Here is a 13,395-nt window from a genome sequence, read left to right on the forward strand (position 1 = left end):
TGCGGGGCGCACTGCTACGGGGGCCAGGGGAAACGGGGAACAGCGGCAACTCACGGCGGATTGGGGCGCTTTCGATGACACCTACGCTCGTGCGGCAGCACCTACCTCACGCGGGGCCGGCGCCCCGGGTGGACCCGTGTGCACGCGCGCGTGACTGGGCCGAGATCCAGGAGCGGATGCTGGTGCCGCTCCACGAGGCCCTCTACGAGCGACTCGAAGTGGGCACCGGAACGCGGCTGCTCGGCCTCGGCTGCGGTTCCGGGCTCGCCCTCCTGATGGCGGCCTCCCGGGGCGCCGCCGTCACCGGTGTCGACTCCAGGTCGCCCGAACGAGTGACTCTCGCACGGGAGCGGTTGCTGCCGCAGACGTGGGGCACGCGCGCGCGTGCCGACACCCGTCTCGTCGACGGCACCCCCGAAGACGTGGCCGACGCGGGAGCGCCCGCGTTCAACCTGGTCACCGCGTTCGAACCCATCGGGTGTGTGGCCGGGGACTCCGAAGGGCTCGTGGAACTGCTGGAGTCGGCGACACCGCTCGCCGAGCGAGGGGCTCCCGTGGTGCTCGCCGGGTGGGGGCCGCCGGAACGCTGCGCCACGTCGTCCGTGCTGCGGGTCGCCGCCAAGTTGGCCGACCCCCTGCGGAGGGTGGGCAGTTGGCGGGCCGCCCGTCGTGACGACCTCGAGGAGGTCGCCCAGCGGGCCGGGCTCAAGCCCGACGGGTCCGGGCGGGTCGCCTGTCCGTTCGGGTATGCCGATGTGGACAGTGCGGTGCGGGGGTTGTTGTCGACGGGGCTGTTCGACGCGGCGGTCGGGGCCACGGACGAGGTCCAGGTCGACAAGGAGCTCCGGGAGGCGCTCCATCCTCATCAGCGGCGGGACGGGACCGTGTGGATGGCGAATGTCTTCCGGTATCTGATCGCTCGTACGGGGTGAGGTCTCAGGCGGGTTTCGCCCCCTCCGCCCCTTCCCGTCCCGTTCCTGGGGGCTGCGCCCCCAGACCCCCCTGTCGCGCTGCGCGCTCGTCCTCAAACGCCGGACGGGCTGAAAGATCTCCCCCGGCCGGGGACAACATGCTCTACCCCTCCTTCCTCAAGCGCGTGACCCCCGCGATCCGGTACGCGTCCGCCTCCTCCAGTGTCTCGCTCGCCAGGAGCGCTTCCGCGAGGGCGTTCAACTGGCCTCGGTGGTCGCGGAGTTTCTGGCATGCCTCCTCGTAGCACTCGTCGACGATGCGGCGCATCTCGTGGTCGATCGCGTCGAGGGTCGCCGGGGCGGCCGAGAGGCCGTAAGCCTGCTGGGCGTCGTTCGGGAGGGCGGAGAGGCGGCCGACGCGGTCGCTCATGCCCCAGCGGGCGACCATGCCGCGCGCGAGGTTCGTGACCTGTTCCAGGTCGTTCTCCGAACCCGTCGTGACGACTCCGTAGACGACGTGTTCGGCGGCCATGCCTCCCAGAGCACCGATGATGCGACCGCGCAGGTACTCCTCCGTGTACGCGTACCGGTCCGCGTCCGGAGTGGACAGTGTGACGCCGAGCGCGCGCCCGCGCGGGACGATGGTGATCTTGCGGACGGGGTCGGCGCCGGGCTGGAGCATGCCGAGGAGGGCGTGGCCGCTCTCGTGGTAGGCGGTGCGGCGGCGTTCCTCATCGGGCATCACCAGGGGGCGTTCGGCGCCCAGTTGCACCTTTTCTAGCGCTTCGGAGAGGTCCGTCTGTGTGACCTGGTCCTGCTTGCGCTTGACCGCGAGGAGAGCCGCCTCGTTGGCGAGGTTGGCCAGATCGGCACCGGTCATACCCGGGGTCGTACGGGCCACCTGGGTCAGATCCACGTCCGGGGCCAGCGGAATCCCGCGGGTGTGGATCTCCAGGATCGCCGCGCGGCCGCCACGGTCGGGCGGCGAGACAGTGACGACGCGGTCGAAGCGGCCCGGGCGGGTGAGCGCCGGGTCCAGGATGTCCGCGCGGTTCGTCGCGGCGATGACGATCACGCCCTCGGAGCCGGAGAAGCCGTCCATCTCGGTGAGGATCTGGTTCAGGGTCTGCTCGCGCTCGTCATGGCCGCCCATTCCGGAACCGCCGGCCCGCGCCCGCCCGATCGTGTCGATCTCGTCGATGAAGATGATGGAAGGGGCCACTTTGCGGGCCTCGGCGAACAGTTCGCGGACCCGGGACGCGCCCACGCCGACGATCATCTCGATGAACTCCGACGCCGAGGCCGAGAAGAACGGCACGCCCGCCTCCCCCGCGACCGCCCGCGCGAGCAGCGTCTTGCCAGTACCGGGAGGGCCGGCCAGCAGCACGCCCCGGGGCATCTTGGCGCCCATCTTCCGGTACTCGTCGGGGTTCTTGAGGAAGTCCACGACGTCGTTGAGTTCGCCCTCGACCTCGTCGATCCCGGCCACGTCCGCGAACGTCGTGCGCGTGGCGCCCGGCTGCAGCTCGACCGGTTTCGGCGGCGCCTTGCGGCCCAGCATGCCGCCCGCACCACCCATGCCCGCGCTCATCCGCCGCGCGATGAAGATCCACAGGACGACGAGCAGCAGCATCGGTGCCAGCGAGATCAACAGGTTGAAGAGGAAGCTGCGCTGCTGGACGACCGGCTCGGCGGTCACCGTGACGTTGTGCTTGTCCAGGTTCTCCCAGAGCTGGTCGTCCGCGAAGGACGGCCGCTGGGTCTTGAACTTGGTGTACTTCCCGTCGCCCTCCGGGTTGTCCTGGGCGTTCTTGAGCTGGCCCTGGATCGCGTCGCCCTTGGAGTAGATCTTGGTGACGTTGCCGTCGTCGACCTGCTTGCTGAACTCCGTGTAGGAGATCGTCGGCTCGTCGCCCTCGTTGAAGAAGGACAGCACCAGGTTGGCAATCAGGTACACCACCAGGGCGGTGAGGATCAGACCACCCCAGCCGCCCGGCATCTTCCTCTTGCCGGAAGGCGGCGTCGGCTCGGGCGGAGTGCCCTCGGTACGCCACGGCTGGTCAGGGGCCTTGCGCGGCGGCACAGGGTTGCTCATATCCGGACGTTACGACAGGAAAACGGCGCCAGCACCCGCAGGGAACGCACTGAGGGCGCCCCCCGAACACGAGGGGCGCCCTCAACGTCGTACGAGATCAGAACCCCGTACGCGAAGCACCGTACGAACAGACAGTCCCGCACGCGACGAATCGTCAGCCCATGAACTTCTTGAACTCGTCCGGCAGCTCGAAGTCCTTGGCGCCCTGCTGGGGCAGTCCGAAGGCGCCGCCCGGCTGGGGGCCCGCCTCGCGGCGCGCCTGGGCCTCGGCCTCCTCCTGCTTGCGCTTCATCGGGTTGCCGGAGCGCTGCTTGCCCTTGGCCTGCTTCTGCTTCTTCTTGGTGCGGCCGGGGCCGCCACCCATGCCCGGCATCCCGGGCATCCCCGGCATTCCGCCGCCCTGGGCCATGCGGGACATCATCTTGCGGGCCTCGAAGAAGCGCTCGACCAGGCCCTTGACCGCGCTGACATCGACGCCGGAGCCCTTCGCGATACGGGCACGGCGCGAGCCGTTGATGATCGTCGGTTCCTGGCGCTCGCCCGGGGTCATCGACTTGATGATCGCGGCCGTGCGGTCGACGTCACGCTCGTCGAGGTTGGCGATCTGGTCCTTGATCTGGCCCATGCCCGGGAGCATGCCGAGCAGCTTGCTGATGCTGCCCATCTTCCGGACCTGTTCCATCTGGGCCAGGAAGTCGTCGAGCGTGAAGTCCTGGCCCTTCTTGGACGCCAGCTTGGAGGCCATCTCCTGGGCCTCTTCTTGGCTGAACGTCTTCTCCGCCTGCTCGATCAGGGTGAGCAGGTCACCCATGTCGAGGATGCGGGAGGCCATCCGGTCCGGGTGGAACGCGTCGAAGTCGTCGAGCTTCTCGCCGTTCGACGCGAACATGATCGGCTTGCCGGTGACCGAGGCGATGGAGAGGGCCGCGCCGCCTCGGGCGTCGCCGTCCAGCTTCGAGAGCACCACACCGTCGAAGCCGACACCGTCGCGGAAGGACTCCGCGGTGTTGACCGCATCCTGGCCGATCATCGCGTCGACGACGAAGAGGATCTCGTCCGGGCTGACCGCATCCCTGATGTCCGCGGCCTGCTGCATCAGCTCCTGGTCGATACCCAGGCGGCCGGCGGTGTCCACGATCACGATGTCGTGGACCTTGTTCTTGGCGAACTCGATGGAGTCCTTGGCGACCTTGACCGGGTCACCGACGCCGTTGCCCGGCTCGGGCGCGTAGACGGCGACGCCCGCGCGCTCGGCGACGACGCTGAGCTGGGTCACGGCGTTCGGGCGCTGGAGGTCGGCGGCGACGAGGAGCGGGGAGTGGCCCTGGTCCTTCAGCCACTTGCCGAGCTTTCCGGCGAGCGTGGTCTTACCGGCACCCTGCAGACCGGCGAGCATGATCACGGTGGGCGGGTTCTTGGCGAACCGGAGACGACGGGTCTCGCCACCCAGGATGGTCACCAGCTCGCTGTTGACGATCTTGAGGATCTGCTGGGCGGGGTTCAGCGCCTTGGAGACTTCGCTCCCGAGCGCCCTCTCCTTCACGTTCTTGATGAAGGTCCGCACAACCGGCAGAGCCACGTCCGCCTCAAGGAGCGCGATGCGGATCTCGCGGGCCGTGGCGTCGATGTCCGCCTCGCTCAGACGCCCCTTGCCCCGCAGGGACTTGAAGGTGGCTGACAGGCGGTCGGAGAGAGTATCGAACACAGCGGCGTCGGTCCTCGGAGTCGGGGGCAGTCTGGGTTGCCCTCCAGGGTATCCGCCCGTGAGATGCAAACGGGCCCCTGCCCGGCGAAAGACCCGAGCAGAGGCCTCAAATCCCCGCGTGCGCGGGGAGCACGTATCGCCACCCCGGATCGTCACGAGATCCTCCGGGTCATCCCCGCGTCAGCGAGGAGCACGCCAGGAAAACGCACGAGCCGACCAGCAGGTCACGCCCTCACCCCCGCAACATCTCCTCCAGCCCCCGCGCCACCGAAGCCGCCTCCTCCCCCGGCAGCGGTGAGCCCTTCGCCCCCGTCACGTAGAACGCGTCCACCGCATTGGAACCCAGCGTGGACACATGCATGCTCCGCACCCGTACGTTCGCCTCCTCGAAGGCACGTCCGATGCGGTGCAGCAGGCCGGGGGCGTCATGGGCGCGGACCTCGATGACCGTGGCGTGACGTGATGCCGCCGGGGCGACCGTCACACGGGCCGGCGGCGCGATCGTGCCCCGGCGCCGGGGGTAGGCGGCGTCCCGCTCGGCGAGACGGCCGGCGATGTCGAGGGAGCCGTCCAGGGCGCGTACGAGGTCGGCACGGAGGCGGGCGGCCTGTGGCAGGGAGCCGTACTCGGCGGCGACCCGCCAGTCGAGCAGCAGGACCGAGCCCTCGACGCCGTCGGGCAGGTCCAGGGCGCGCAGCCCGGCCGTGCGGACGGTCAGCCGGTGCATGGCGAGGACGCCCGCGACGGCGGGGAGGACGCCGGGCTGGTCGGGTACGGCGATGAGGAGCTCCACGCCCAGCGGCTCCGGATCCTCCGGCACGGAGGCGGAGGCGGAGGCGGTCTCGGAGTCGACGGGCTCGGTCTGCGCGCGCAGCGAAAGGACGGGGCCACCCGTCCGGAAGGACTCGATCGCGAGCCGTTCCTGTTCGGCCGTGGGCGCCACGGCGTCGGGCTCCTCGGGGGCGTCCCCGGCGAGCACGGCCGAGACCCGTTTGACCAGGTCGGTGACGAGGGAGCCGCGCCACGAGGACCAGGCGGCGGGCCCGGTGGCCAGCGCGTCCGCCTCGGTGAGCGCGTGCAGCAGTTCGAGGGTGCCCTGCGAGCCGACCGCCTCGGCGACGGAGCGGACGGTGGCCGGGTCCTCCAGGTCGCGCCGGGTCGCGGTGTCGATGAGCAGCAGATGGTGGCGTACGAGGGTGGCGAGCACCGCCACGTCCGTGCGGTCGAAGCCGATCCGGGCGGCGACGTCCCGCGCGATGATCTCGCCCGCGACGGAGTGGTCGCCGGGCCAGCCCTTGCCGATGTCGTGCAGCAGGGAGGCGACGAGGAGCAGGTCGGGGCGGCCCACGCGGCGGGCCAGTTCGGAGGCGCGGACGGCCGTCTCGATGAGGTGGCGGTCGACGGTCCAGATGTGTACGGCGTTGCGCTGCGGCCGGCAGCGTACGCGCTCCCAGTCGGGCAGCAGTCTGGTGATCAGGCCCTCCGCTTCGAGCGCTTCCCAGACCTCGATGGTCGGGCGGCCGGAGCCGAGGAGCGTGACGAGCTGTTCGCGCGCCTCGGCGGGCCAGGGCGTGGGCAGGGGGCGCGCCGCGGCTGCCATGCGCCGTACGGCGTGCAGGGAGAGCGGAAGTCCCGACTGTGCCGCCGCGGCCGCCGCGCGCAACGGGAGTACGGGGTCGCGCTCGGGGCGCGCGGCGCGGGCGAGCACCACCTCGCCGTCCTGCTCGACGACGCCCTCGGCGAGCGGTGAGCGCTCCGCGGCGGGCTTGGCGCCGCCGCCGAGCATGGCGCGCAGGCGCGGGCGTACGGCGCGCGACCGCAGCACGCGCCCCACCTCGCGCCATGTCACGTCGCTCGCATACGAGACGACGCGGGCCGCCTCGTACACCTGGCGCAGCAGTGTGTCGGCGTCGAGGAGGCCGAGTTCCGCGGCGACCTGGTCCTGTTCCTGGAGTGCGAGGCGGTCGGTGGCGCGTCCGGTGGTGAGGTGGAGTGCGTCGCGGACGTCCAGGAGGCGCCTTCGCGCGTCGGTGAGGCCCTCGCGGGGCGCGTCCGCGAGCCAGGAGGCGGCTACGGCGCGCAGGGCGGTGGCGTCGCGCAACCCGCCGCGCGCCTCCTTGAGGTCCGGTTCGAGGAGGTACTGGAGCTCGCCCTGGCGCTCGGCCCGTTCGGCGCACAGTTCCTGGAGTTCGGGGAGGCGTTTCGGCGCCTGGTTGCGCCAGTCGGCGAGGACGGCCGTACGCAGTCCGGCGGTGAGGCCGAGGTCGCCGGCGATGTGCCGGGCGTCCAGCAGACCGAGCTGGACCTTGAGGTCCTCGCTCGAGGTCTTGCGGGCCTCGGCCGGCGTACGGACGGAGTGGTCGAGGGCAAGGCCGAGGTCCCAGACGGGGTACCAGATGCGGTCGGCCAGCGCGGCGACGGCGCCGGAGTCGCTGCCGTCGTGCAGGAGGAGCAGGTCGAGGTCGCTGCGCGGGGAGAGTTCGCCGCGTCCGTAGCCGCCGACGGCGACGAGGGAGACGCCGCGCAGCGCCTCGGAGCCGGCGTCGAAGAGGCCGGTGAGCCAGTCGTCGGTGAGTTCGGCGAGGGCGGTACGGCGCGGCGGCCCGGACTGCGCCTCTCCTTGGAGAAGGCGCAGCCGGGCCGCCGCATAGCCGCTGGGTCCCGAGTCCTCTGCTTCCGTACGCATGTCCGTACTCGTCACCCAGCGACTCCTGTCTTTCTTCTTCTTTTAGAGCGCGTCCGGGCCGCGCTCGCCGGTCCGGACCCGGACGGCGGTCTCGACCGGGATCGACCAGACCTTGCCGTCACCGATCTTGCCGGTGCGGGCCGCCTTGACGATGACGTCGATCAGGCCTTCGGCGTCGTCGTCCTCGGCCAGTACCTCGATGCGGATCTTGGGCACCAGGTCGACCGTGTACTCGGCACCACGGTAGACCTCGGTGTGTCCACGCTGCCGACCGTAGCCGCTGGCCTCGGTGACCGTCAGTCCGTGTACCCCGAAGGCCTGCAGGGCCTCCTTGATCTCGTCGAGCCGGTGAGGCTTCACGACGGCGGTGATGAGCTTCATGCGTCCACCTTCTTGGCTGTGCCCTCAGCGGGGGTCGGCGAGGAAGTGAAGCCGGCGCCACCGCCGGTGCCGCTGAAGTCGTATGCGGTCTCGGCGTGCTCGGCCTGGTCGATGCCCGCGACCTCCTCGTCCTCGCTGACCCGCATCCCGATCGTCTTGTCGATCAGGAAGGCGAGGATCGCGGAGGCGACGAGGGAGTAGCCGAGGACTGCGAAGACACCGGCGCACTGCTTCCAGAACTGGTCGAGGCCGCCGCCGTAGAAGAGGCCCTCGACGTCGGACTGGCCCTTGCCGGAGGCGAAGAAGCCGATGAGCAGGGAGCCGACGACACCGCCGACGAGGTGGACACCGACGACGTCGAGCGAGTCGTCGTAGCCGAACTTGTACTTCAGGCCGACGGCCATGGCGCACAGCACACCGGCGATGACGCCGACGGCGATCGCGCCGAGCGGGGAGACCGCACCGCCGGACGGGGTGATCGCGACCAGACCGGCGACCGCGCCGGAGGCGGCGCCGAGGGTGGTGAACGCGCCGTGGCGGATCTTCTCGTAGGCGAGCCAGGCGAGCATCGCAGCGGCGGTGGCGATCTGCGTGTTGAGGAACATCAGCGCGCCGACACCGTCGTCGTTGCCGAGCCACGAACCTGCGTTGAATCCGAACCAGCCGAACCAGAGGAGACCGGCGCCGAGCATGACCAGCGGGAGGCTGTGCGGGCGCATCGGGTCCTTCTTGAAGCCCACGCGCTTACCGATGACGAGAATCACGCCGAGCGCCGCGGCACCGGCGTTGATGTGGACCGCCGTACCACCGGCGAAGTCGATCACACCGAGGTCGAACGCCCAGCCGCCGGTGCCCCACACCCAGTGCGCGACCGGGAAGTACACGACCGTGACCCACAGGGCGATGAAGAGGGACCAGGCGGTGAACTTCACGCGGTCCGCGAGCGCGCCGCTGATCAGGGCGGGCGTGATGATGGCGAACATCAGCTGGAAGGCGGCGAACACCGTGATCGGGATGGTGTAGCCGTCCCACAGGTCCGTGATGCCGACGCCGCCGAATCCGACGTAGTCGGAGGTCCAGCCGATGAGCGAGCCCTTGTCGGTGCCGAAGGCGAGGGAGAAGCCGTACACCACCCACAGGATGGTGACTATGCCCATGCTGATGAAGCTCATCATCAGCATGTTCAAGGTGCTCTTGACGCGGACCATGCCTCCGTAGAAGAAGGCCAGGCCGGGCGTCATGATCAGCACCAGGGCGGAACAGATGAGCATGAACCCTGTGTTGGCAGCAGACAGCGTGGGTGCATCTGCGGCAAGGGTGATGGCTGGTGCCATCGGCGTCTCCTCGTCGATTGGTACGGCCCCGTGCGGGCGAAGCCTGAAGTGGGCGTGAGGGGTGGGCCGGTTATGCGCCATGAGATTGGCGCAGCGCGGTTTCGGTCGGCACCCCTCGATGTTTCGCCGCAGTGACGAAGGCGCCTTGTGTGTTACGCGTCGATGAACTGCCTGAGACCGGGCCGAGCGATCGTTATCGTGGCGCAACCTTCTCCGAAGGGAGAAAGGCCGGCCGCGGTCGGCCGTCCGATGACCTGGCATGGGGGAGCCGAGTCGGGCAGTTCGGGACGGCCGGCCGCGGCCGGGGTACTGGGGCGTAGGCCGCTCACGCGGCCCGGGTCAGACCGCCTCGGCGGTCTCGGGCAGGTCGACGGCGAGCTGGTCGGTGAGGTCGACGACCTCGGCAAGGTCCCCGAAGTCGCGGGCCGCAGTGTCGACCGTCTTTCGGATACGAGTGTTCACGCGCTCCGAGCGCACTTTCTTCGCGTACGACATTGCTTCCTTGGCTCGGACCGCACTCTTCTCGGGCTCCCGCTGGAGGAGGTGCACGGTGGCCATGCCGATGAGGTTCAGTGCGTACGAACGCTGGTGTTCGGGGTCCTTGGCGAAGAGGTCGACGGCCTGCTGCATCAGGGGCTCCGCCATGGAGGCGTAGGTGGGGCTGCGGCCCGCGACATAGGCGAGGTCGCGGTAGGAGTGGGAGTTCTCGCCGTACAGCTCGGCCTTGGAGAAGAAGCGGATCCAGTCGGGGTCCGGGTCGTCCCATTCGTGGACGTCGGAGAAGGTGTCCTCGGCCATCCGGACGGCGCGCTTGCACTTTCCGGGCTGGCCCATGTTGGCGTACGCGCGGGCCTCCATCGCATACAGCATGGACTGGGTGCGGGGGCTCGCGCAGTCACGGCTTCCGTACTGCGCGAGGTGGATGAGTTCCAGGGCGTCCTCGGGCCGGCCCAGGTGGATCATCTGGCGGCTCATGCTGGACAGGACGTACGAGCCGAGGGGCTTGTCGCCCGCTTCCTTGGCGGCGTGCAGGGCGAGGACGAAGTACTTCTGCGCGGTGGGCTGGAGCCCCACGTCGTAGCTCATCCAGCCCGCCAGCTCGGCCAGTTCGGCGGCGACCTTGAACAGGCGCCTGTTCGTCGCGGCGGGCTGGGGTTCCTGGAGCAGGTCCGTCACCTCGTGCAGCTGTCCGACGACCGCTTTGCGGCGCAGGCCGCCACCGCACTGGGCGTCCCACTGCCGGAACATCACGGTGGTGGACTCCAGGAGGTCCAGCTCCGGCTTGGAGAGCCGGCCGCGGCGCACCGAGGTGGAGGGCTCGGGCTCCTCCGGCGGAGCCATCGGCGAGGGCACGAGCCAGCGCTGCATGGGCTCGATGAGGGCCGGGCCCGCGGCGAGGGCGAGCGAGCTGCCGAGGAAGCCGCGGCGCGCCAGCATCAGGTCGCTGCGTGAATACTCGCTGATCAGCGCCACGGTCCCCGGGCCCGTCCAGGGCAGGTCGACGCCGGACACGGACGGTGACTGGTGGGCGGCGCGCAGGCCGAGGTCCTCGACGGCGACGACACAGCCGAAGCGCTCGGAGAACAGCTCGGACAGGATCCGCGGGATCGGCTCGCGCGGGTTCTCCCCGTCCAGCCAGCGGCGCACCCGCGAGGTGTCCGTGGAGATGTGGTTGGCCCCCAACTGGCGGGCCCTGCGGTTCACTTGACGTGCGAGCTCACCCTTGGACCAGCCGCTGCGCACGAACCACGAGCCGAGCAGCTCGTTGGGGCGCTTGTCAGCGTTCGTCCCGCCTCCGCCGTTGCCGCCCACTGGAACGCCCCCATCCCTGAGACCACTTGTACGCTGCGTGCGCCAAGCCCTATCAGAATGCCGGTAAATACGGCCGCACGTCCGGTAGTTCTCACCCTTCGAACGGGAAGCCGACTTGCCCTTGGCATACCCACGAGTGCACACGTCCCCAGGACTCGTGTACTCAAAGTAATCCTACGATCACCCCTCCAGCCATGGCGATCCCGGAAACGCCACCATTCGCCACCCCTTCGAATGAACTCCGCGTCGCCCACGCGCGATTCACTTGACACAGGATGGCCGGGAGTGGGCGGAGCGGTGTGCGCCGGGGCGCACGATGCAGAGCGCACTACCTGGGGCACTACTGGGCGCCGTCTGAACCGGGCGGCACAGGGGAAGTCGGGAACACAGGGTCACGTTCCCATTCCGTCACGTAACCACCGGTACGTCGGACCCGTTGGAGGGGGCATGGGCTTCACGATCGGCAGTAGTCGGGGGACGCGCGAACTCCGGCCCGGCTCACGGCGCCGCGGCCGCTCGACGGAGTGCACCGCGGTGGCGGAGTTCACCGGGCTGTGGGGCTGGGACGTGGTCCCCGGCGCCCGGGCCGCCGCGGGAGCGTGCTCGTGCGGAAGGGCCGACTGCCCCGCGCCGGGTGCGCATCCACTGGACTTCGCGCCGTCGATCCCGGCCGGCGCCACACTCGACGAAGTGACCGAGGCCTGGGCCGAGTTCCCGGGGGCCGCCATGATGCTGCCGGTCGGCCGCGCCTTCGACGTGATCGAGGTCGCCGAGCCCGCCGGGCGCCGGGCGCTCGTCCGGCTCGAACGCATGGGGCTCCCCCTCGGACCCGTGGCGGCGACCCCGGACGGCCGCGCCCACTTCTTCGTCGCCCCCGGCTCCGCACCCGAACTCCCCGAGCTGCTCTACCGGATGGGCTGGGACGACGCCTCCCTCGACCTGCACGGCCTGGGCCCGGGTACGCACATCACCGCCCCGCCCTCCGACCGCTCGGGCCTCGGCCCGGTCCGCTGGCTGCGCTCCCCCGCACTGGACTCGGCGACGAAACCGCCACAGGCCCGGCTACTGCTGGGGACGCTGGCGTATGTGGCACACCGGTCGCGCGTGTAGGCCGTTCCCGAACCTTGGGCTCACATGACGAAGCGCCCGCTCCCAACTGCACCTTGGGGGCGGGCGCTTCTTCGTAGCAGGTACTGAAATCAGTACCTGCCCTACTCCCCGATAAGGGCGTCAACGAACGCCTCCGGCTCGAACGGCGCCAGATCGTCCGCCCCCTCTCCCAGACCGACCAGCTTGACCGGCACGCCCAGCTCACGCTGCACCGCGATCACGATGCCGCCCTTGGCCGTCCCGTCGAGCTTGGTCAGCACGATGCCGGTGATGTCGACGACCTCGGCGAAGACACGGGCCTGGACGAGACCGTTCTGTCCGGTGGTGGCGTCGAGGACGAGCAGGATCTCGTCCAGTGGCGCGTGCTTCTCGACGACGCGCTTGACCTTGCCGAGCTCGTCCATGAGCCCGGTCTTGGTGTGCAGCCGGCCCGCGGTGTCGATGAGGACGACGTCCGCGCCCTCCTCGATGCCTTCCTTGACCGCGTCGAAGGCGATCGAGGCCGGGTCACCGCCCTCGGGACCGCGCACGGTACGGGCGCCCACCCGCTCGCCCCAGGTCTGCAGCTGGTCGGCGGCGGCGGCACGGAAGGTGTCGGCGGCGCCCAGGAGGACGTGCTTGCCGTCGGCCACGAGCACGCGGGCGAGCTTGCCCGTGGTGGTCGTCTTGCCGGTTCCGTTGACCCCGACGACCATCACGATGCCCGGGGTGTCGAGGTTCGAGTCGGTCTTGACCGTGCGGTCGAACTCGGGAACGAGCAGCTGGAGCAGCTCCTCGCGCAGCAGAGCGCGCAGCTCGTCCGGCGTACGGGTGCCGAGCACCTTCACACGCTCACGCAGCCGGTCGACCAGCTCCTGGGTGGGCTGCACGCCGACGTCGGCGGTGAGCAGCGTGTCCTCGATCTCCTCCCAGGTGTCCTCGTCGAGGTGCTCGCGCGAGAGGAGCGTGAGCAGCCCCTTGCCGAGCGCGTTCTGTGAGCGGGAGAGCCGGGCGCGCAGACGCACCAGACGCCCCGCGGAGGGCTCCGGGACCTCGATCTCGGGAAGGGCCGGGGGTTCCTCGACCGCGACGGGAGCCGAGGCGGCCTCCGGGAGGTCCACCTCTTCTATCGTGCGGCGCGGTTCTTCCCGCGGCGTCTCGGCCTCGTCGCCGACGTGCGGCTCGGCCGGAGGGGCGGTGATGTCGGGGGCGACGGGGGGCGGCGGAGGCAGCTTCCGCTTGCGACTGCCGACGACCAGCCCGCCGAGCGCGCCGATCACGACGACGGCGATGACTACAGCAAGGATGACGATTTCCATAACGAGACCCAGTATCAGCCATCCCTCCCTCGGCAGGGAGAATCCCTGCCGAGGGAGGCATTC

Annotated in this window: 9 protein-coding genes; 2 read left to right on the forward strand and 7 right to left on the reverse strand. The window is 70.1% G+C overall.

Annotated elements, in window-relative coordinates; translation table 11 throughout:
• Positions 1-74 precede the first annotated feature (74 nt).
• Positions 75-932: an SAM-dependent methyltransferase gene (locus OG266_RS12265; RefSeq protein ID WP_266474619.1), complete on the forward strand. Its 858-nt coding sequence runs from the start codon at positions 75-77 to the stop codon at positions 930-932.
• 142 nt (positions 933-1,074) lie between these two features.
• Here OG266_RS12265 and ftsH read toward each other — a convergent pair whose 3' ends face one another.
• The 6 genes from ftsH to OG266_RS12295 all read right to left on the reverse strand — a co-directional run bounded on the left by ftsH (position 1,075) and on the right by OG266_RS12295 (position 10,924).
• Positions 1,075-3,006, reverse strand: coding sequence for an ATP-dependent zinc metalloprotease FtsH (gene ftsH / locus OG266_RS12270; protein WP_371545481.1), 1,932 nt, complete (start codon positions 3,004-3,006; stop codon positions 1,075-1,077).
• A gap of 154 nt (positions 3,007-3,160) precedes the next feature.
• On the reverse strand, positions 3,161-4,711 hold the full coding sequence (gene ffh / locus OG266_RS12275; RefSeq protein ID WP_266474624.1) for a signal recognition particle protein: 1,551 nt from the start codon (positions 4,709-4,711) through the stop codon (positions 3,161-3,163).
• A gap of 232 nt (positions 4,712-4,943) precedes the next feature.
• On the reverse strand, positions 4,944-7,412 hold the full coding sequence (locus tag OG266_RS12280; protein ID WP_371545482.1) for a [protein-PII] uridylyltransferase: 2,469 nt from the start codon (positions 7,410-7,412) through the stop codon (positions 4,944-4,946).
• Between the two features lie 27 nt (positions 7,413-7,439).
• On the reverse strand, positions 7,440-7,778 hold the full coding sequence (locus tag OG266_RS12285) for a P-II family nitrogen regulator (RefSeq protein WP_164411711.1): 339 nt from the start codon (positions 7,776-7,778) through the stop codon (positions 7,440-7,442).
• Positions 7,775-9,112, reverse strand: a complete 1,338-nt coding sequence (locus tag OG266_RS12290) for an ammonium transporter (RefSeq protein ID WP_266474626.1) — start codon at positions 9,110-9,112, stop codon at positions 7,775-7,777. The genes OG266_RS12285 and OG266_RS12290 overlap by 4 nt, the downstream gene beginning before the upstream one ends.
• 339 nt (positions 9,113-9,451) lie before the next feature.
• The gene (locus tag OG266_RS12295) at positions 9,452-10,924 is read right to left on the reverse strand and encodes a hypothetical protein (RefSeq protein WP_371545486.1); all 1,473 of its coding nucleotides are present in this window, start codon (positions 10,922-10,924) and stop codon (positions 9,452-9,454) included.
• Between the two features lie 447 nt (positions 10,925-11,371).
• Between OG266_RS12295 and OG266_RS12300 the strand changes: the two genes are divergently transcribed.
• Positions 11,372-12,034, forward strand: a complete 663-nt coding sequence (locus OG266_RS12300; RefSeq protein ID WP_371545488.1) for a bifunctional DNA primase/polymerase — start codon at positions 11,372-11,374, stop codon at positions 12,032-12,034.
• Positions 12,035-12,135: 101 nt separating this feature from the next.
• Here OG266_RS12300 and ftsY read toward each other — a convergent pair whose 3' ends face one another.
• Positions 12,136-13,332, reverse strand: coding sequence for a signal recognition particle-docking protein FtsY (gene ftsY, locus OG266_RS12305; RefSeq protein ID WP_266474629.1), 1,197 nt, complete (start codon positions 13,330-13,332; stop codon positions 12,136-12,138).
• Positions 13,333-13,395: the final 63 nt, after the last annotated feature.

Origin of the sequence: Streptomyces sp. NBC_00554, assembly GCF_041431135.1 — a bacterium.
Lineage (GTDB): Bacteria > Actinomycetota > Actinomycetes > Streptomycetales > Streptomycetaceae > Streptomyces.

Coding starts and splice junctions, on each gene's coding strand:
- ftsH (WP_371545481.1), bottom strand. CDS start 3,006: ATGAGCAACCCTGTGCCGCCGCGCAAGGCCCCTGACCAGCCGTGGCGT.
- OG266_RS12285 (WP_164411711.1), bottom strand. CDS start 7,778: ATGAAGCTCATCACCGCCGTCGTGAAGCCTCACCGGCTCGACGAGATC.
- ftsY (WP_266474629.1), bottom strand. CDS start 13,332: ATGGAAATCGTCATCCTTGCTGTAGTCATCGCCGTCGTCGTGATCGGC.
- OG266_RS12300 (WP_371545488.1), top strand. CDS start 11,372: ATGGGCTTCACGATCGGCAGTAGTCGGGGGACGCGCGAACTCCGGCCC.
- OG266_RS12290 (WP_266474626.1), bottom strand. CDS start 9,112: ATGGCACCAGCCATCACCCTTGCCGCAGATGCACCCACGCTGTCTGCT.
- OG266_RS12265 (WP_266474619.1), top strand. CDS start 75: ATGACACCTACGCTCGTGCGGCAGCACCTACCTCACGCGGGGCCGGCG.